This is a genomic window from Streptomyces sp. NBC_00178 (assembly GCF_036206005.1).
Lineage (GTDB): Bacteria > Actinomycetota > Actinomycetes > Streptomycetales > Streptomycetaceae > Streptomyces.
This window is the reverse complement of the sequence record NZ_CP108143.1, coordinates 1,600,562-1,619,378: the sequence shown is the minus strand read 5'-3', so window position 1 is coordinate 1,619,378 and position 18,817 is coordinate 1,600,562. Positions and strand designations below refer to the sequence as shown.

The window sequence follows — 18,817 nt, the reverse complement described above, 5'->3', positions numbered from 1 at the left end:
TCCTCTCACCGCGGTTCTCTGGTGTTCCGCATCTCTTTCCTATCCCTATGGTCGTCCATGATGCGGATACAGCGCCAAGGGGATAGTCGGCGCGCAGGCGATTCGTGACGCTACTGGTGCAGATCATGTGGCGATTCGTCAGGGTTCCTACCGTATAAGTGGGGTTGCGGAAGGAAAATATGATGCTCCCGTCCGTACGGGTGACATGGAGTACGTACGGGTGAACGGATCACTCGATACGATGCACGCCGCGCAGGCGCACGAGCGCGGTGCGTCAGGTGAACGGCTCCCGGGGGATCGTCGTGTTCGGAATCGTGAGGCCCTGTACCCACCGGCTCTCCGAGGGGCTCAAAACGGAGTGGATGGCGCATCTCTGCGGGCTGTGCCTCGCCCTGCGCGCCGACCACGGGCAGTTCGCCCGGGTCGTCACGAACTACGACGGCCTGATCGTCTCGGTCCTGACGGAGGCTCAGTCCGTCCGGGACGGCGGGCAGAGGCGTACGGCGGGACCCTGCCCCCTGCGCTCGATGCGGACCGCCCCGGTGGCCCGAGGCGAAGGGGCCCGGCTCGCCGCCGCCGTGTCGCTGGTCCTGGCCTCCGCCAAGGTCCGTGACCATGTGGCCGACCGGGACGGCCTGTTGAAGCGGCGCCCCGTGGCCGCCGCCGCACGCCGGGTCGCCGCCGGCTGGGACAGGGCGGGCGCGCGCACCGGCGCCGAGCTCGGCTTCGACACCACCGTGCTGGTCGAGGCCGTCGACCGGCAGACCGGTATCGAGGCCCTCACCGGGCCCGGCACCCCGCTGCTGACGGTCACCGAACCCACCGAGACGGCCACCGCCGCGGCCTTCGCGCACACCGCCGTGCTCGCCGGGAAGCCCGGGAACGCGGCGCCGCTCGCCGAGGCCGGGCGCCTCTTCGGCCGGCTCGCGCATCTGCTGGACGCCGTGGAGGACAGGGAAACAGACGCCGCGTCAGGCGCCTGGAACCCGCTCGCCGCGACCGGCACACCCCTGACCGAGGCGCGCCGGCTGTGCGACGACGCGCTCCACGGCGTGCGGCTCGCGCTGCGGGACACGGAATTCACCGACGGCACGCTCGCGCACGTCCTGCTGGTCCACGAGCTCCGGCGCTCCGTGGACCGGGCCTTCGGCTCGGCGTCGTGCACCCACCAGGAGGGCGGGGGGCCGGCCGGATCGTTCGGCCCGCCGCCCGGGAACCCGTACGCCCCGGGTGCTCCGCCCGGCCCGCCGCTTCCTCCCGAACCGCCCCGCAACCGGCGGGGCCTCGTCGCCGGCTGCCTGGTCTGGGCGGGTCTCGCCTGCACCTGCCAGTTGTGCTGCGCCGGCAGCTTCCACGACCCCTGGAGCGGCAGGGAGCGCGAAGGGCTCTGTCACAAGGCCGACTGCTGCGACTGGTGCGAGGGGTGCGGTGAGGGCTGCGACTGCTGCGGGAACTGCTGCAGCTGCTGCGAGGGCTGCGACTGCGGGTGCGACTGCTGAGCCGGCGCCGGACCGCTGCCGCGCAGCGGGTCCGAACGCCCGCCGGCACCGGACCGGCCGCCGCGCCGGCCGTGCTTCACCGGATCTCGGGCGGCGAGATCCGGGACGACTCGATGGCCGACTCCCCGGTGCCCCACTTCTTCAGGATGCGGTCGTAGGTCCCGTCCTCCTTGAGGCCGTTGACCGCGGCCTGGAAGGCGGGTGCCAACGGGGTGCCCTTCTTGAAGGCGAAACCGACGTCCAGCCGCTTGAACTCGTTGAGGAAACGCAGCCCCTCCTGCTGGGACACGGCGTACCGCAGCCCGTTGATCGTGCTCATCAGGACGTCGCTGCGGCCCTGCTGGAGCGAGATCCAGACGGCCGCCTGATCGGCGTACGTCCTGACCTCGTACGGCTTCCTGCCGGCGTCGGCGCACCGGTGCCTGTTCTCCTCCAGGGTCGCCTCGAAGGTGGTCCCGGCGCCCGTGCCGACGGTCAGGCCGCACAGCTGGGTGAGGTCCGTGACCTCCTTGAGCTCGCTGTCGTCGCGGACGGCGAAGCCCTGGCCGTCGTTGATGTACGTCACGAAGTCGATCGTCTTCCGGCGCTCGTCCGTCACTCCGAAGTTGCCTGTGCCCACGTCGTACTTCCCGCTGCCGAGCGCGGGCAGGATCGCCTCGAACGAGGCCACCTCCCGCTTCAGCTTCAGCCCCAGCTTCTTCGCCACCGCGTCCGCGAAGTCGATGTCCGCGCCGGCGAGCGTCTTCCCGTCCTCCAGGTAGAACGCCCCGGGCGGCGCCCCGATGCTGGACGCGAGGGAGAGGGTGCCCGAGGCGCGCACCCTGCCGGGCAGCAGCTTCGCCGCCGCGTCGTCCTTCTTCACCGACGACACCACGTCCGTGACGGGGATCTTCCCCTTGACCCCGGACGTGGCCCCGGCCGGCGAGGCGGCGGGATCGCCGGACCCGCAGGCGGTGAGCGAGAGGGCGGCCACGGTGATCAGCGCGAAGGCGGCGGTGTGCCTGTTTCTGGGCATGACGGAGTTTCTCCGGGTTCGTCGACCGCGCTCCGTGGCATGGGCGGCACGGAGCGTCGCGGCGGGAGATCAGGTGAACGAGGGGAGGGTGGAGCGGAGTTGTGCACGCGAAGGAACGCTGCGGAAAGAGCTCGAACGCCGGGAAGGGCGCGAGCGGAGGCAGGGGAAGCGCAGGGGGGTCAGCTCAACAGGAACAGGACCACACACGACCGAAGTCGATGTGGGAGCGGGTGACCAGCCACAGCTGCGGATACATGGCCCCAGTGGAACAGGCATCCGGGTGCGCGTCAACTGCCGTGAGACGTACGGCTCACACTGTGGACAGGCTTGACAACTCGTCCCGCATGACGCTTTTCTCAGGAACGGACCGGCGCTGAGGGGCCCGGTCCACGTTGTGTTCGCGCTGAAGGCACGCCCCGTGTTCGATCTCTGCATCCACGGAGCCTTCCCATGCCCGCGCAGACAGACAGCCCTCCCTCCTCGCCCCCCGCCCCGCCCCGCAAGAACGACGACGCCCGGGCACCGGTCCCGCGCATCGTCCCCGTACGCCGAACAGGGCAGTGGACAGCGGCCGTCGTGGTCCTGGCCCTCCTCGCCGGGGCCCTGGTGTCCGTCGTCCGCAACGACGCCTTCCAGTGGGACGTCGTCGGCGAACACCTGACGACCGACTCCGTGCTCCGGGGCCTCGGACTGACTCTGTGGCTGACCGGCCTGGTGATGATGCTCGGCTTCGCCCTGGGCACCCTGCTCGCCGTGTTCAGGCTCTCCGGCAACCCCGTCCTGCGGGGCGTCAGCTGGGGCTACATCTGGCTGTTCAGGTCCACACCGATCCTGGTGCAGCTGCTCTTCTGGTTCAACATCGGCGCGCTCTACCCGCAGATCCTCGGCGTGGACACGGTCAACCTTCTCGGTCCCGTCGCCGTCGCCGTCATCGGACTCACGCTCCACGAGGCCGCGTACGCCGCCGAAGTGGTCCGCGGCGGAATCCTGTCCGTCGAGCCCGGCCAGATCGAGGCCGCCCAGTCGCTGGGCCTCGGGCCCTGGCGCCGGCTCCGCCGGATCGTGCTGCCGCAGGCCATGCGCTCCATCGTCCCGCCCGCCGGGAACATGCTGATCGGGACGCTCAAGGGCACCTCGATCGTCAGCATCATCGCCGTACAGGACCTGCTCTACTCGGTGCAGCTCGTCTACCACCGCACCTACGAGGTCATCCCGCTCCTGCTGGTCGCCACCCTCTGGTACGTCGCCGTCACCTCGCTGCTGTCCGTCGGCCAGCACTACGTCGAACGGCACTACGCGCGCGGCACGGCGGGTGCACGATGAGCCGCACACCCGTCCTCGCCGTCATAGGCGGCGGACCGCGCGGCACCGGAGTCGTCGAACGCATCGCCGCCAACGCCGCCGAGCTGTACGGCGACCGGCCCCTCGACATCCACCTCGTCGACCCGTACCCGCCCGGCGGCGGCCGGATCTGGCGCGCGGACCAGTCCCCGCTGCTCTGGATGAACTCCATGGCCGAGGACGTCACCATGTACACCGACGACACGGTCCAGCTCGACGGGCCCGTACGCCCCGGACCCGCGCTCCACACCTGGGCCGCCCGCGTGCGCGACGGACGGACCGTCATCGACGCCGTCCCCGAGGTCCTGGAGGAGATCCGCCGGCTCGGCGACCAGGACTTCCCCAGCAGGCGGCTGCAGAGCGCCTATCTGCGCTGGGTGTACGACCAGGCGCGCGCCGCGCTCCCGCCCGGCATCACCGTCCACGAGCACAAGGGGCTCGCGCACCGCGTCTCCGGACCCCGGGACGGCCGCCAGCACGTCTGGATCGAGGGGACCGCCGAACCGGTCGTGGCCGACCTCGTCGTCCTCACCGTCGGGCACCTCGACGCGGAACCGGACGACGAGCAGACGGCGCTCTCCGCGTTCGCCGCGCGGCACGGACTCGTCCACCTGCCACCGGACTTCACCGCCGACACCGACCTGACCGCCCTGCCCGCCGGGGAACCCGTCATCGTGCGCGGCCTCGGCCTCGCCTTCATCGACCTGATGGTGCTGCTCACCGAAGGCCGGGGCGGGCGCCACGAGAACGGTGTCTACGTACCCTCCGGCCAGGAGCCCGTCCTGTACGTCGGATCCCGGCGCGGGGTCCCCTACCACTCCAAGATCGGCTACACCTGGCAGGGCGAACGCCCGCCCCTGCCGCGCCACTTCGGTCCGGAGCAGCTGACGGAGGCCCTGAACCGCCCCGGCCCCGCGGACTTCCGCCGCGACCTGTGGCCGCTGATCGCCAGGGAGCTCGGCCACGCCCACTACCACCGGCTGTTCACGGCCCACCCCGAGCGCACCGCCGTCGGCCTGGCCGACTTCGAGGAGAAGTACGCGGTCGCGGATCCCGGCAGCCCCGAACTCGCCGCCCTCGTCGCGTCCGCCGTACCCGACCCGGCTGACCGGCTCGACCTGGACGCCCTCGACCGGCCGCTCGACGGGGTGCGCCACGCCTCGTACGACACCTTGCAGGACACCCTGCGCGACTACATCACCGCCGACCTCGCACGCCGCCACGACCCCCGGCACAGCCCCGACCTCGCGGTGTTCCTCGGACTGCTCTCCGCCTACGCGCAGCTGACCCGGCTGGGCGGCGACACGGGCAGCCACTGGCACGGCTTCTTCAGCTACCTCGCCTCGGGCCCGCCCGGGCAGCGCCTGCGCGAACTCCTCGCCCTCTCACGGGCCGGGATCGTGCGCTTCCTCGGCGCGGAAACGACCGTCGAGACCGACGAGGAGCAGGGCGTCTTCCGGGCCCGCAGCGCCACCGTCCCCGGCGCCTGCACGGAGGCCCGCGCCCTCGTCGAGGCCAGGCTGCCCGACCCGTCTCTGCGTCGCACCCGCAGCACCCTGCTGAGCGGCCTGTACGCGGACGGGGCCGCGGGCACCGAGTCGGGACTGCTCGCCGTCGACCCCGCCGACAGCCGGATCCTGGACCGCGACGGCCGTCCGCACCCGCGCCGCTTCGCACTCGGCCCCTACACCACCGCCCGCTCCAGCGGCGCCTTCACCCGGCCGCGCACCGGCGGGCCGGCCTTCCGGCAGAACGACGCCACCGCCCGCACGGCCCTCGCGTTCCTGCGCGACCTCTCCTGTCGGGACCTCCGCACCGCCTGAACGCGCGTCCCCCTGCCCGTACACGTCGCAGAAGGAACCCATACCATGTCGCTGACCAGCGATCCACCCGTCGACACCCCCGCGGGGGCCGGCCCCGGCGAAGACGCCGCGGCCCTGGAGTACGCCGCCCTGAAAGTCGTCCCCGTGCGCCACCCCTGGCGCTGGGTCGCGGTGGCCGTGACCGCCGTCCTGCTCGCCCAGTTCGTGAACGGGCTGATCACCAACCCCGGCTGGGAATGGGACGTCTTCGCCCGCTTCTTCACCACCGAGACCATCCTCCACGCGGTCTGGATCACACTCCAGCTGACCTTCTACGGCACGGTGATCGGCTTCGCGCTGGGCATCGTCCTGGCCTTCATGCGGCTGTCCGCCAGCCCGTTCCTCAGGGCGGTCGCGTACGCCTACATCTGGGCCTTCCGCTCGATCCCGCTCATCGTCCAGCTGCTGTTCTGGTTCAACCTCGCCTACCTCTACAAGGAGCTCCGCTTCGGCATCCCGTTCGGGCCCGGCTTCGTCTCCTTCGACACCATGAACCTCGTCGGCGCGATGAGCGCCGCCGTGCTCGGGCTCGCCCTGCACCAGGCCGCCTACGCCGCGGAGATCGTCCGCGGCGGCGTACTCGCCGTGGACAGCGGCCAGTTGGAGGCCGCAGCCGCGCTCGGCATCCCCCGGCTCCGTCAGCTGCGGCGCATCGTGCTGCCGCAGGCCATGCGCTCCATCCTGCCCAACGCCGCCAACGAGATCATCTCCCTCTTCAAGGGCACCTCGATCGTCTCCGTCATGGCGATCGGCGAACTCTTCTACCAGGTCCAGGTCGTCTACGGGCGCAACGGCCGGGTCGTGCCGCTGCTCATGGTCGCCACCGTCTGGTACATCCTCCTGACCACCGCGCTCTCCGTCCTCCAGCACTACGTCGAACGTCACTACGCCAAGGGGGCCGTGCGATGAGCGCACCCGTCGGGACCACCGGCACAGAAGCCATGGTCGAGATCCACTCCGTCCACAAGAACTTCGGCCCGCTCGAAGTGCTCCGGGGCATCGACCTGTCCGTACGCACGGGGGAGGTGACCGTCGTCCTCGGCCCCTCCGGCTCGGGGAAGTCCACCCTCCTGCGCACCATCAACCACCTGGAGAAGGTCGACCGGGGCTGGATCAGCGTCGACGGCACCCTGGTCGGCTACCGCAGGTCCGGCGACAAGCTGTACGAACTGCGCGAACGCGAGGTCCTGCGCCAGCGCACCCGGATCGGCTTCGTCTTCCAGAACTTCAACCTCTTCCCGCACCTCACCGTCCTCGAGAACATCATCGAGGCCCCGGTCTCCGCGCTCGGGCGGCCCCGCAAGGAAGCCGTCGAGGCGGCGGAGCGGCTGCTGGCGCGCGTCGGACTCGCCGACAAGGCCGGCGCCTACCCCAAGCAGCTCTCCGGCGGCCAGCAGCAACGCGTCGCGATCGCCCGCGCCCTCGCCCTGGAACCGAAGCTGCTGCTCTTCGACGAGCCGACCTCGGCACTCGACCCCGAACTCGTCGGCGAGGTCCTCGACGTCATCAAGGACCTCGCCCACGGCGGCACCACGATGATCGTCGTCACGCACGAGATCGGCTTCGCCCGCGAGGTCGCCGACACCGTCGTCTTCATGGACGAGGGGAGGATCGTCGAACAGGGCCCGCCCGCCGACGTGCTCGACCACCCGGTCCAGGAACGCACCCGCGCCTTCCTCTCCAAGGTCCTCTGAGCCGTGGCGAGGACACGCAGGTCCCCCGGAGCCGCATCTCCGAAAGCCACGCCCCCGAGCGTCCCGTCCCCCATCGCCACGCCCTCGAACCACACGTCCCCGCAGTCAAGGAGCAGCCACGTGTCCGTCCGCCGCACCCTCACCACCGCCCTCGCCACCCTCACCGCCGCGGGGCTGCTCACGGCCTGCGGTGCCAGTGACGCGGCCGAGGACGTCATCCGCCCCAAGGGCCAGAAGGACACCGGTATCAACATCGGCCCCGACCAGAAGCGCATCAGAGGCAAGAAGGTGGACGCCCTCGCGGCCGAGGTGCCGGCCGCCGTACGGAAGCGGGGCACGCTGCGCTTCGGCGCCAGCGCCGACGCCTCGCCGCCGCTCGGCTTCTACGCGACGGACGACAGGACCCGGATCGGCAGCGAGATCGACCTGGCCACCCTCATCGCCGACACCCTCGGCCTCAAGCCCGAGTTCGAGGAGGTCTCCTGGGAGAACCTGTTCGTCGGCCTCGACAGCTCGAAGTTCGACGGAGTCCTGTCCAACGTCACGGTGACCGAGGAGCGCAAGGAGAAGTACGACTTCGCCACCTACCGCCTCGACAACATCGCCTTCGAGGCGAAGAAGGGATCGGGCTGGAAGGTGAAGGGCCCGGCGGACGTCGCCGGGAAGACGGTCTCCGTCGCCTCCGGCACCAACCAGGAGAAGATCCTCGTCGACTGGAACGAACAGAACGTCAAGGCCGGACGCGAGCCGGTGGACATCAAGTACTTCCAGAAGGACACCGACTACTACCTGGCCCTCCAGTCGGGCCGCATCGACGCCCACCTCGGCCCGAGCCCCTCGGCCAACTACCACGTCGCGTCGGCAGGACAGTCCGAGATCGTCGGCACGCTCTCGGGCGGCGGCGACGGCGTCCAGGGGAAGATCGCCGCCACCACGAAGAAGGACAGCGGGCTGGTCGGGGCCTACGGAGCCGCGATCGACCACATCATCCAGGACGGTTCGTACGCCGAGGTGCTGGCGCGCTGGGGTCTGTCCAACGAGGCCGTCGAGAAGTCCGAGATCAACCCGCCGGGCCTCCCCAGGACCAAGAGCTGACGCCGACTCACCCCACGGCCGGGTCCTGATCCGGGGAGGCCCGGCCGTTTCCGGCTCCACCACGGCCGGGTCCTGACCCCGGAAGGCCCGGCCCCTCCACGGCCGGGTCCTGACCCCGGAAGGCCCGGCCCCTCCACGGCCGGGTCCTGACCCCGGAAGGCCCGGCCGTTTCCGGCTCCACCCCCACGCCCGGGTCCTGATGCCGGGACGCCCGGCCGTCCGGCCCCACCACGGCCGTGACCCGATTCCGAGAGGTCCGCATGTCCGCCACCAGGCCACTCCACCTCGCCGCCGAGATCGGCGGCCCGCCCCGCTACGACGCCGGCAGCCACGTCGCCCTCGCCCGCCTCGCCGAGCAGGGCACCCTCGACTACGTCACCCTCGACGACTCCTTCGCCCGCCCCGGCCCCGACGCACTCGCCGTGCTCGCACGCGTGGCCCCGGCCACCACCCGGATCGGCCTCGTGCCGACCGTCACCACGACACACACCGAGCCCTTCCACGTCTCGTCCGCCGTCGCCACCCTCGACTGGGTGAGCAAGGGCCGGGCGGGCTGGCAGGCCGACGTGTCCGCCACCGAGGCCGAGGCGCGCCTGTTCGGCCGCCGGTCCGCCGCCCCCGCCGCCGCGCTGTGGCGGGAGGCCGGCGAGGTGGCCGACGTCGGGGCACGGCTCTGGGACAGCTGGGAGGACGACGCGGAGATACGCGACGTCGCCACCGGCCGCTTCGTCGACCGCGACAAACTGCACTACGTCGACTTCGAGGGCGGCACCTTCTCCGTCCGGGGCCCGGCCATCGTGCCCCGCCCACCGCAGGGACACCCCGTGACCGTCATCGACGGCACGAGCGGCCCGGCGAGGGAGCCCGCCGCCCGGTACGCCGATGTCGTACACGTGCGGGCGACCTCACCCGAGCAGGCCGAGTCGCTCGCCGGTGACCTGCGGCGCAGAGCCGCCGCCCACGGGCGCGACCCCGGCACCCTGCGGGTCCTGGCCGCTCTCACCGTCGACCTCGGGGACGCGGAGACGGCACCCGAACCCGGGCTGGGGAGCGGTCCGCGACCGGCCGGGCCGGGAACCTATTTCCGGGGCGGACCCGTCGACCTCGCCGAGCACATCACCCGGTGGCACCGGGGCGGGGCCGTGGACGGTTTCCACCTGACGCCGATCGCCCCGGAACGCGATCTGGAGCGGATCGTCAACGGGACCGTGGCCCTGCTCCAGCACCGCAGCCTGTTCCGCACCTTCTACCCGGGCGGCACCCTCCGCGAGCACCTCGGCCTGGCCCGCCCGGCCGGCCGCCTCGCCGCCGCGAGCACCTCGGAGCCGCAGTCATGAAGCAGATGCACCTCGCCGCCCACTTCCCCGGCGTCAACAGCACCACGGTGTGGGCCGACCCCCGCTCCCGCAGCCAGATCGACTTCAGCTCCTTCGAGCACCTGGCGAGGACGGCGGAGCGCGGCAGGTTCGACTTCTTCTTCCTCGCCGAGGGGCTCCGCCTGCGCGAGCACAACGGCCGCATCCACGACCTGGACGTGGTGGGCCGCCCCGAGTCCCTCACCGTCCTGAACGCACTGGCCGCCGTCACGGACCGGCTGGGGCTCGCGGCCACGGTCAACGCCACCTTCAACGAGCCCTACGAACTGGCCCGCCGCCTGGCCACGCTCGACCACCTCAGCGCCGGCCGCGCGGCGTGGAACGTTGTGACCTCCTCGGACGCCTTCACCGGCGAGAACTTCCGCCGCGGCGGCTATCTCGACCGCGCCGACCGGTACACCCGCGCCGCCGAGTTCGTGGCGACCGCGCGGGAACTGTGGGACTCCTGGACGCCGGACGGCACGTCCCGGCCGTTCACCCACTCCGGACCGCAGTTCGACATCGCCGGGGAGTTCACCGTCCCCCGCTCACCCCAGGGGCACCCGGTCGTCATCCAGGCGGGGGACTCCGGCGAGGGCCGGGAGTTCGCCGCCTCCACCGCCGACGTCATCTTCACCCGGCACGGCACCCTGGAGGCCGGCCGGACGTTCTACGCCGACGTGAAGGGACGCCTGGCGAAGTACGGCAGGCAGCCCGAGGACCTGAAGATCATGCCTGGTGTCACCGTCGTGCTCGGCGACACCGACGCGGAGGCCCAGCACAACGCGGCGGAGATCCGCGCCCAGCAGGTCTCGCCGCAGAACGCCATCCTCGCCCTCGAACAGGTCTGGGGCCGCGACCTCTCCGCGTACGACCCCGACGGCCCTCTGCCCGACATCGACCCCGACCCCGCTTCGAGCCTGGTCCAGGGGAGGGTGAGGGTCGCGGACCCCCTCGCCGTGGCCGCGAAGTGGCGCGCGCTCTCGGAGGCCAAGGGGCTCTCGATCCGGCGTACGGTCATCGAGTCCACGGCCCGGCAGTCCTTCATCGGCTCACCGGTGACGGTCGCCGCCGAGCTGACGAGGTTCGTCGCCGACGACGCGGCCGACGGCTTCATCCTCGTACCGCATCTCACCCCGGGCGGCCTCGACGGCTTCGTGGACCGGGTCGTCCCGCTCCTCCAGGAGAGTGGAGCCTTCCGCTCCGAATACACCGGCTCCACGCTGAGGTCGCACCTCGGCCTGGCCGAGCCGGTATGGAAAGGTTGACCGCATGAGCACGGACGCACAGCAGGACAGCGGCGAGGAGTTCCACGCCTGGCAGCGCTGGCACGAGGGGCGCATCGTCGCGGTGGCCGCGCCGCACGGCCCGCTCGCCCTCACCGGTACCCACTGGCTCGCCGACCATCCGGAGGGTCGCATTCCGGCCGTTCCCGGGCAGTGGACCGAGGACGGCGACGAGGTCGTGCTCACCGCCGGCCCCGAAGACACGCTGACCGTCGACGGTAAACCGTTCACCGGCGAGGTCCGCCTGGACGCGGACCGCGGTGCCATCGACACGTCGAGGGTGGCCCAGGGGGAGCGCCGCCTGGTCGTGCTGCGCCGTGAAGGGCTCTGGGCGGTGCGGGACTTCGACCCGCTCTCGCCGGCCAGGCACGCCTTCCGGACCATCGACGCCACCCCGTACGACCCGCGCTGGTCGCTGGAGGGCACCTACCGGCCGTACGCCGCCGAGAAGAACATCAGGGTCGGTAACGCCGACGGGCGCGAGCGGGGGCTGGGGCTCTCGGGCGAGATCGCCTTCACCGTGGACGGAACCGAGCACACCCTCCAGGTGGCGGTCGAGCCGGACGGCTCCCTCTGGGCCGTCTTCGCCGACACCACCAGCGGCACGAGCAGTTACCGCTTCCGCTTCCTGCGGCCCCGGGCACCCGGTGAGGACGGCAGCGTGCGGGTCGACTTCAATCGTGCGCTGCTGCCGCCGTGCGCCTTCGCCGACCACTTCATCTGCCCCTTCCCGCCGCCCGGCAACACGCTCGCCGTGGCCGTGCCGGCGGGGGAGCGGAACCGCATCGACGGCTGATCCGGTACGGCCGTGCCGCACCGCGGGACGACCTCCTCCGTCCCCTCCGCCCCGGCAGGCTTCTCAGCCTCGGCAACCTCGGCAGTCCCGTCGGTCACGGGGGTGCCGGGGCTGCCCCCGTGGCCCCTCCGGGCGGCCGAAATGTGCCCTTGTGCGCCATACCGGCACCGCCCGATACTCCCGAGCAGCGTTCGTCGGGTCCGCGCGGCGACCGGAACCCCAACGCCTTCCGTTGCTCCCGGCCGCGCATCGCCCGACCGCGCCTCACGGGCCCGGCCACCCCACAGACGGGCCCCCGATTCCCCTCGGGAGGAACGAGAAGTGAGGATGAACCAGCACACCACCCCCCGCAACGGCACCACGGTGAGACGCAGCCGGATCACCGCCGTCACCGCAGGACTCGTGGCGGTCGCCGCCCTCGCGGTCCCCGCGGCCGAAGCCGACCAGCCAGGAACCTACAGTGCCGCCCGGCTCGCCGCGGCCGGAGCGGCCGTACTCGAAGCCGACGTCGCCGGCACCGCCTGGAACACCGACCCGGCCACCGGACGCGTCGTCGTCACGGCGGACAGCACGGTCACGCCGGCGGACATCGCGAAGATCAAGGAATCCGCGGGAGCCGACGCGGGAGCCCTGCGTATCGAACGCACCCCCGGGAAACTCACCAAGCTGATCTCGGGCGGCGACGCCGTCCACGCCTCCAGCTGGCGCTGCTCCCTCGGCTTCAACGTCCGCAGCGGCAGCACGTACTACTTCCTGACCGCGGGTCACTGCACCGACGGGGCCGGCACCTGGTGGTCCGACTCGGCCCGCACCACGGTCCTCGGCACCACCACCGGCTCCAGCTTTCCCACCAACGACTACGGAATCGTTCGCTACACCAACGCCTCCGTCACCAAGTCCGGCACCGTGGGCAGCCAGGACATCACCAGCGCGGCCGACGCCACCGTGGGGATGTCCGTCACCCGCCGGGGCTCGACCACCGGAACTCACAGCGGCACCGTCACCGCCCTCAACGCCGCCGTCAACTACGGCGGCGGCGACATCGTCCTCGGCCTGATCCGCACCAACGTCTGCGCCGAACCCGGCGACTCCGGCGGCCCCCTCTACGCGGGCACCCGGGCCATCGGTCTGACCTCGGGCGGCAGCGGGAACTGCTCCTCCGGGGGCACGACCTTCTTCCAGCCGGTCACAGAAGCCCTGAGCGCCTACGGGGTGAGCGTGTTCTGACCCGTCGGGGCACCGTCGCACTCCCGTGAGCCCCTGCCGAATTCCGGCGGGGGCTCCCGTTGGGCCCGGCCCCTTTGAGAGGATGGCGCTACGGTCGGTCGCATTGGCATCACGGGGGGCGGAGGCTGTGCGCTCCGGAGGGATGCCCTCCGGAACCCCCGCAGACACCAGGGGGTTCCAGGTCCGTGAAACGCATCGGAGTGACCGGTCACCGCTCCATCCCCCCGGAGGCCCACGCCCATGTGCTGGAGAGCATGAGAGCGGCGTTCTGCGGCCACGACGGTTCCCTCGAAGCCCTCTCCAGCCTGGCGGTCGGGGCCGACCAGCTCTTCGCGGACATCGCGCTGGCCCACGGCGCGGAGCTGACCGTCGTCATCCCCAGCGGGGACTACGAGGAGGGCTTCGCCGACCAGGCCGAACTCACCCGCTACCGGGCGCTGAAGGCCCGCGCCGCGCGGGAGGTGCGGCTGGACTTCCCCCATGCCACCGACGAGGCGTACTACGCGGCGGGCGCGTACATCGCCGACCACTGCGACCGGCTGCTCGCGGTCTGGGACGGGCGCCCGGCCCGCGGGCTCGGCGGCACCGGCGACATCGTGACGTACGCGCGGGCGCTCGGCCGGCCGGTCACCGTCATCTGGCAGGACGGTGTGGAGCGCGGCTGAGGCGTGTGCCGGCCGGCACGGGACCGTGACCGGCGGCGGTGTCACGTCCTGTGGCGGACCAGCCAGTCCGTGTGTTCGGGGGAGACGATCCGCTCGGTCTCGAAGACCGCCGCGGCCCAGTGCCGCTCGGTGAGGGTCGTCTCCATCGCCGCCTGCATGTTCTCCAGGTCCTCCTCCACCAGGGAGTGGGCCGAGACGAGAGGGTGATGGCGCCTCATCTCGTTCCAGGCGAGACAGGCCGCGGCTGCGGCGGAGAACGACCCGGTGAGGGCGAAGGAGTCGGCCTCGCCGAACATCTGGAGCACCGCGAGGACCAGCGCGGGGAGCGTCAGCAGGGCGATGGTGCTCGACCAGACGAGCGCGCCGCGCCGCGACACCTGCATCCGTCTGCGGTACCAGCGCCGCTGCTCGATCAGCCGGTCCCGTACGTACGTCTCCTTGCGCACGGTGAACGCCTTGTCCCGTAACTCCCGCATGGACGCGGTGATGAGCCCGCCCCCGGAGTCGGCCATCCGCTCCCGGGGGTCGTCCCAACCGACCTTCCGCAACTCCTGGAGTCCCTCCTCCAGCCGGCTGGCGAACACCGCCTCCGGGTGCTGGATGCCACTGTCGAACGGCGAGCCGTGGACGGCGTAGCGCCAGCAGTTGGACTTGATGAACTCGGCTGCGGAGCGGTTGAGTTGCCAGTGCGACTTTGCTTTGCGGCGCGAGGTGAGGTAGGTCGTGATCAGGACACCGGTGTAGGCCAACACCGCTATCACGTCCAGGAGTTGGAACGAGCCATCGACTTCCGCGTGCCACGGCAGCGCGGCGGGCACGGTACCCAGGACGAGAAGGACCAGTTGTGCGCGTGTGCTGTTGACCGCCTCCCGCTGGCGGGCGACGGCGACGGCGTCCGTGTGGTGGAAGAGTGCGGGCAGGTCGGCGCTCCTGAAGACCATGCTCTGCAGCGGTCCGGGAATCGCTGTCATGTTCACCCCCGTCTGCAGTTGTGGCTCACGTGTGGGTCGTGCGGCCGGGCCGGCTGCCGGTGCCGGGTCCGTCGGTGCTGCCCGGGGCTCCGAGGATGCGCGACCGCCTGCCGGGGCCATGAGAGTAGGTCGCGCCTTCGCCGGCGGCAATGGCGCCTCGGCGGCGCACGGGTGCGTGCATTCCTGCGATGGGGCCCTCTCGTGCGATGCGTACTCCTGTGCGACGATCGCTCAACAGGGCTTTCACGTAAGGCAATTGATGATCCGCGCGGAGGTTCTTGCCTCCGCGCCCGGCCAGGGAGGGTGAGTGGCCGAAGCGGAGCCGGGGGTTGCCGTCCCCATGGCCGGTGCCCAGCGGAGAGTCCGTCGGAGCCCGCTGTTGTTCACCGCGCCCCTGGTGCTCCTCCTGCTGCTGACGGTGGTCCTGGTGTGGGAGTCCGTCCGGGCGAATGTCGCCCCCGGGGCGCGGAGCGACTGGCCCTGGCGACTGCAGCTGCTCGACATGGAGGCGCTAGGCAGCCTCCTGGCCGTCGCGGCCGGCGCCGTCCTGGCGCGGGCCCAGTACGCCAGAACCGTGCGCCCCTACCTGGGCTGGCGCGGGGGCTGGGTGAGGGAACACCTCAAGGGGGGTGCGCAGGCCTGGAGGATGGGCCTGCTGAACGGCGGTCAGCACATCGCCGCCGTCGAGTCGTACGACTTCCTGGTGGTCCCGGCCGGCGCGGATGCCCCCGACGCCGCCGCCCGGTGGACCGGTCTCCCGGGAGCGGCGGCCGAACTGACGGCCCTGGGCCTGACGGTCGCCGAGGACTTCCAGCTCGTCGACATCAGCCCGGGATTTCCGCTGGTGAGTACCGGCAGCTATGAGACGGTGCTGGTCGGAGCCTTCTCGAAGCGCTTCCTGGAACGTGTCGACGCTCTCTACGTGCGAGTCAGGGTGGTCGACGTCGTCGGGGACAGCCATGAGCGCATCGGGGACTGCCTGAAGGGTGCGCGGGCGACGGCCTTCGCTCCGCTCGACTGACGCCCGAGCCCGCCGCGATCCGCGGGACACAGGGTGTCCGAGCGCCGGACGGGTGAACGCCGTCTGTGGAGCTGCCTGTTGACGGGGGGTGTCCCGAGACTCCGGGGCGCTGCCGTTCGGGTGGTGCCGCGACGGGTGGTGTATGGGGCGCGCGCAGGAGGCGGCACCGCCGTTCGCGGCCAGAATCACGAGGTGGAACGGCTCCGTCACCCGGCGCGTCCTGGCACCCGCACCTGACGTGCCCGGCGGGCGCTCGCTCGTGTGGCTCAATCGGCGTCAGGATTTCGGCCATCGCAATTCGGCGTAAACGCAGGATTTCCTCTCACGGCGGCGTTTGCGGCCACCCGTGGGGACGGTAAAGTCGTGCCGCCGGGCACTGTGAATATGCAGGTACCGGCTGTGATCCAGTGTCCAGAAACAATCCATCAAGGACGGCCCGTGAAGACCTACGAGACCTCCCCCTCCTTCGCCATTGCGAAGAAGAGCCGCGTACCGCTCGCCAAGATCGACGTCCGGGGTGCCGACGCGTCACGGAAGATCGGGCGGGTATTCGGCACCTCCACGAGTCGCCCCACCGAAATCTCGACCTTCAGCTCTGCACTCTGAGACGAGGGCCGTTGGCTAGACTGGGCGAATGACAGGACCCCTGGTCCCCTTTCGCGAGGTCGTGCTGAAGGTTCACAGCAGGTGTGACCTTGCGTGCGACCATTGTTACATCTATGAACATGCAGATCAGAGCTGGCGTACCCGCCCTAAGTCCATCTCTGACGACGCCATTTCATGGACGGCTCGACGGTTGGCCGAGCATGCCTCCCGGCATGCACTCGATTCGATGTCAGTGATCCTGCATGGAGGCGAGCCGCTCCTGGCCGGCCCTGCGCGACTGCGCCGCGTCTGCGAGGAGCTCACATCGGCATTGGACGGTATCGCTGAGCTGGACCTGAGGATCCATACGAACGGCGTCCAGCTCAGCCCCCGCTATCTCGACCTCTTCGACGAGTTCGGCGTCAAGGTCGGCATCTCGCTCGACGGCGACCGTGAGGCGAACGACCGGCACCGGACCTTCGCCAACGGCCGTACCAGCCATCCTCTGGTCCTCCGGGCGATCGGGCTCCTGCGGCAGGAACGCTACCGGCACCTCGACCTCGGGCTGCTGTGCACCATCGACATCCGCAACGACCCGGTCGCCGTGTTCGACGCGCTCGCCGATCTCGAACCACCGCGGGTGGACTTCCTTCTGCCGCACGCGACCTGGGACGAACCTCCCCTGCGACCCGACGGCTCGCCCACCGCCTACGCCGACTGGCTCCTCGCCGTCTACGACCGCTGGACGGAGCGCGGCCAGCAGGTGCCGGTGCGCCTCTTCGCGTCGGTCCTCTCCACCCTGAGCGGTGGTCCCAGCCTCACCGAATCCCTGGGGCTCGCCCCGACGGACCTCGTCGTCATCGAGACGGACGGCCAGTTGGAGCAGGTGGACTCGCTCAAGAGCGCCTACGAGGGCGCCGCGGCCACCGGGTTCGACGTCTTCGGCAACAGTTTCGACGACGTGGCCGCGCACCCCGGTGTGCGGTCGCGTCAGCTCGGGCTGGCCGGTGTCAGCGAGGCCTGCCGCTCATGCCCCGTCGTACGTTCGTGCGGAGGCGGCCTCTACACGCATCGTTACCGCTCGTCCAACGGCTTCGACAACCCCTCCGTCTACTGCGCCGACCTGGCGGCGCTGGTACGCGGCATCGAGGAACGCGCGGCCGTGTCCCTGGGGTCGGCCGCGGTCACCGACCCCGCGGAACTCGTGGCGGCGGGACTCGACGTCAGCAGGACCCTGCTCGCCGGACTGCACAGCAGGCTCGGCTCGAGCGGGCACGACGGCTGGGAGGACGCCTGGGGCCTGGCGGCCGAGGTCGAGCGCACCGAGCGGGGAGCCGCCGCCCTGGACGAGGTACTCGCCCAGCCCTTCACCCGCACCTGGCTCCGTGAGGCCAACGAGGCGCCGGACGGTCTCGCACACACCGACCGTGCGGCCGCGCGGCTGGCCGGGTCGGTGGCCGCGGCCGTCGTCAGCGCGAGGCTCGCCCTCTCCGTCCCCGCCGAATTCGAGGACGGCATGCTCTTCCTGCCCACGCTCGGCGCGGTACGGATGGGCGGTCCGGGGGAGCGGGGCCGCGTCCTGGTGCGGGCGGAGGGCGGCGGGTTCCTGGTCCTCGGCCCCGAGGCCGGAGCGAAGCGGCGTATCGCCTCCCTCACGGAGGAAAGCCGTGACTGGCTGCCACTGAGGCGGACGGGCGGAGGAGGCGCACCCGACTTCGTCCTCGACGATCTTGACCCGTACCGCGGGTGTTTCGACGGCCCCGCGGCTCCGCGGCTCACGGAGCGGGATGTTGAGGACTGGGGGACGCGGCTCGGCCTGGCCTGGAAGCTGCTGCGGGAGAGGGTCCCGCGGCAGGCGGCCGAGGCGGCCGGGACCCTGGTGACACTGACGCCTCTCGCCGGTGGACCCACGCGTGCCGGACGGCACGGTTACGGCGCGTTGGGCATCGGTTCCGACGGCGGCGAGGAGGAGCTGGCACTCGCACTGCTGCGCGGATTCCGCCGCACCACGTTCCAGGCCCTCGTCGAAGTGACGGATCTTTTCGCGTCGGACGGGGCATGGAATTACCGGGTGCCGTGGAATCCGGAATCCGTGCCGATCTCACGAGCGCTCTCGGAGACTTTCGAACGGGTCGGTGCGGGACTCTTCTCTCCAGGGCTCCTGAACGGCGTGCGCCACGCACTCGACACGATCGAATCCGCTCCCGAACTGACCATCGACGGAGCACGGATTCTGGTGGGACTCCGAAAGGAGATCATTGACGGCGCACAGGGGACATCTGGGGAAGAACTGCTGCAGGACACTTTCTGATCAAGGGGAGTGCTGACCGCGCGTGGGGACGGATGACTGAAAAGCAGCGGTGAATGACCGAACGGCAGTGGGGTGGAGTGCGGTCCGCTCCGTA

16 protein-coding genes are annotated in these 18,817 nt (G+C 71.1%); 14 read left to right on the top strand and 2 right to left on the bottom strand.

Annotated features, from left to right (window positions below):
• Nucleotides 1-302 precede the first annotated feature (302 nt).
• Nucleotides 303-1,499: a DUF5685 family protein gene (locus OHT61_RS06900; protein ID WP_329043126.1), complete on the top strand. Its 1,197-nt coding sequence runs from the start codon at nucleotides 303-305 to the stop codon at nucleotides 1,497-1,499.
• 76 nt (nucleotides 1,500-1,575) lie between these two features.
• Here the strand turns inward: OHT61_RS06900 and OHT61_RS06895 are convergent, their stop codons facing one another.
• Nucleotides 1,576-2,514 carry an ABC transporter substrate-binding protein gene (locus OHT61_RS06895; RefSeq protein ID WP_329035983.1) on the bottom strand — a complete coding sequence of 313 codons (939 nt, stop codon included), beginning with the start codon at nucleotides 2,512-2,514 and terminating at the stop codon, nucleotides 1,576-1,578.
• 450 nt (nucleotides 2,515-2,964) lie between these two features.
• Here OHT61_RS06895 and OHT61_RS06890 point away from each other — a divergent pair, with 450 nt between their 5' ends.
• The 10 genes from OHT61_RS06890 to OHT61_RS06845 all read left to right on the top strand — a co-directional run bounded on the left by OHT61_RS06890 (nucleotide 2,965) and on the right by OHT61_RS06845 (nucleotide 13,835).
• The gene (locus tag OHT61_RS06890) at nucleotides 2,965-3,837 is read left to right on the top strand and encodes an amino acid ABC transporter permease (protein ID WP_329035981.1); all 873 of its coding nucleotides are present in this window, start codon (nucleotides 2,965-2,967) and stop codon (nucleotides 3,835-3,837) included.
• Complete coding sequence (locus tag OHT61_RS06885) at nucleotides 3,834-5,678, top strand: FAD/NAD(P)-binding protein (RefSeq protein ID WP_329035980.1); 1,845 nt, start codon at nucleotides 3,834-3,836, stop codon at nucleotides 5,676-5,678. The genes OHT61_RS06890 and OHT61_RS06885 overlap by 4 nt, the downstream gene beginning before the upstream one ends.
• Before the next feature lie 45 nt (nucleotides 5,679-5,723).
• On the top strand, nucleotides 5,724-6,626 hold the full coding sequence (locus OHT61_RS06880) for an amino acid ABC transporter permease (RefSeq protein WP_329035979.1): 903 nt from the start codon (nucleotides 5,724-5,726) through the stop codon (nucleotides 6,624-6,626).
• A 32-nt stretch (nucleotides 6,627-6,658) separates the two neighbouring features.
• On the top strand, nucleotides 6,659-7,411 hold the full coding sequence (locus tag OHT61_RS06875; RefSeq protein WP_329043125.1) for an amino acid ABC transporter ATP-binding protein: 753 nt from the start codon (nucleotides 6,659-6,661) through the stop codon (nucleotides 7,409-7,411).
• A 120-nt stretch (nucleotides 7,412-7,531) separates the two neighbouring features.
• Nucleotides 7,532-8,506 carry an ABC transporter substrate-binding protein gene (locus tag OHT61_RS06870; RefSeq protein ID WP_329035977.1) on the top strand — a complete coding sequence of 325 codons (975 nt, stop codon included), beginning with the start codon at nucleotides 7,532-7,534 and terminating at the stop codon, nucleotides 8,504-8,506.
• Nucleotides 8,507-8,766: 260 nt separating this feature from the next.
• Nucleotides 8,767-9,843 (top strand): LLM class flavin-dependent oxidoreductase, encoded by a 1,077-nt coding sequence (locus tag OHT61_RS06865; protein WP_329035976.1) that lies wholly within the window; start codon nucleotides 8,767-8,769, stop codon nucleotides 9,841-9,843.
• Between the two features lie 5 nt (nucleotides 9,844-9,848).
• Nucleotides 9,849-11,129, top strand: a complete 1,281-nt coding sequence (locus tag OHT61_RS06860; RefSeq protein ID WP_329043123.1) for an NtaA/DmoA family FMN-dependent monooxygenase — start codon at nucleotides 9,849-9,851, stop codon at nucleotides 11,127-11,129.
• A 4-nt stretch (nucleotides 11,130-11,133) separates the two neighbouring features.
• Nucleotides 11,134-11,943, top strand: a complete 810-nt coding sequence (locus OHT61_RS06855; protein WP_329035974.1) for a DUF1684 domain-containing protein — start codon at nucleotides 11,134-11,136, stop codon at nucleotides 11,941-11,943.
• 327 nt (nucleotides 11,944-12,270) lie between these two features.
• Entirely contained in the window at nucleotides 12,271-13,170 is a 900-nt protein-coding gene (locus OHT61_RS06850) for a S1 family peptidase (RefSeq protein WP_329035973.1), read from the top strand.
• Nucleotides 13,171-13,355: 185 nt separating this feature from the next.
• Nucleotides 13,356-13,835, top strand: a complete 480-nt coding sequence (locus OHT61_RS06845; protein ID WP_329035970.1) for a hypothetical protein — start codon at nucleotides 13,356-13,358, stop codon at nucleotides 13,833-13,835.
• A 41-nt stretch (nucleotides 13,836-13,876) separates the two neighbouring features.
• On the opposite strand, the gene OHT61_RS06840 is transcribed toward OHT61_RS06845, so the two are convergent.
• Nucleotides 13,877-14,806 (bottom strand): DUF4231 domain-containing protein, encoded by a 930-nt coding sequence (locus OHT61_RS06840; RefSeq protein ID WP_329035969.1) that lies wholly within the window; start codon nucleotides 14,804-14,806, stop codon nucleotides 13,877-13,879.
• 379 nt (nucleotides 14,807-15,185) lie between these two features.
• Between OHT61_RS06840 and OHT61_RS06835 the strand changes: the two genes are divergently transcribed.
• From OHT61_RS06835 to fxsBH, 3 genes are all read left to right on the top strand, one after another.
• The gene (locus OHT61_RS06835) at nucleotides 15,186-15,827 is read left to right on the top strand and encodes a hypothetical protein (RefSeq protein ID WP_329035967.1); all 642 of its coding nucleotides are present in this window, start codon (nucleotides 15,186-15,188) and stop codon (nucleotides 15,825-15,827) included.
• A gap of 438 nt (nucleotides 15,828-16,265) precedes the next feature.
• Entirely contained in the window at nucleotides 16,266-16,433 is a 168-nt protein-coding gene (gene fxsA, locus OHT61_RS06830; protein WP_329035966.1) for an FxSxx-COOH cyclophane-containing RiPP peptide, read from the top strand.
• A 28-nt stretch (nucleotides 16,434-16,461) separates the two neighbouring features.
• Nucleotides 16,462-18,723 (top strand): radical SAM/SPASM protein FxsBH, inactivated beta-hydroxylase extension form, encoded by a 2,262-nt coding sequence (gene fxsBH / locus OHT61_RS06825; RefSeq protein WP_329035965.1) that lies wholly within the window; start codon nucleotides 16,462-16,464, stop codon nucleotides 18,721-18,723.
• The last annotated feature ends 94 nt before the right edge of the window (nucleotides 18,724-18,817 follow it).

Bases quoted from the DNA above. Each gene is read 5' to 3' on its own strand.
- OHT61_RS06895 (WP_329035983.1), bottom strand. From the start codon at position 2,514: ATGCCCAGAAACAGGCACACCGCCGCCTTCGCGCTGATCACCGTGGCC.
- OHT61_RS06890 (WP_329035981.1), top strand. From the start codon at position 2,965: ATGCCCGCGCAGACAGACAGCCCTCCCTCCTCGCCCCCCGCCCCGCCC.
- OHT61_RS06885 (WP_329035980.1), top strand. From the start codon at position 3,834: ATGAGCCGCACACCCGTCCTCGCCGTCATAGGCGGCGGACCGCGCGGC.
- OHT61_RS06880 (WP_329035979.1), top strand. From the start codon at position 5,724: ATGTCGCTGACCAGCGATCCACCCGTCGACACCCCCGCGGGGGCCGGC.
- OHT61_RS06875 (WP_329043125.1), top strand. From the start codon at position 6,659: ATGGTCGAGATCCACTCCGTCCACAAGAACTTCGGCCCGCTCGAAGTG.
- OHT61_RS06865 (WP_329035976.1), top strand. From the start codon at position 8,767: ATGTCCGCCACCAGGCCACTCCACCTCGCCGCCGAGATCGGCGGCCCG.
- OHT61_RS06860 (WP_329043123.1), top strand. From the start codon at position 9,849: ATGCACCTCGCCGCCCACTTCCCCGGCGTCAACAGCACCACGGTGTGG.
- OHT61_RS06855 (WP_329035974.1), top strand. From the start codon at position 11,134: ATGAGCACGGACGCACAGCAGGACAGCGGCGAGGAGTTCCACGCCTGG.
- OHT61_RS06850 (WP_329035973.1), top strand. From the start codon at position 12,271: ATGAACCAGCACACCACCCCCCGCAACGGCACCACGGTGAGACGCAGC.
- OHT61_RS06840 (WP_329035969.1), bottom strand. From the start codon at position 14,806: ATGACAGCGATTCCCGGACCGCTGCAGAGCATGGTCTTCAGGAGCGCC.
- fxsBH (WP_329035965.1), top strand. From the start codon at position 16,462: ATGACAGGACCCCTGGTCCCCTTTCGCGAGGTCGTGCTGAAGGTTCAC.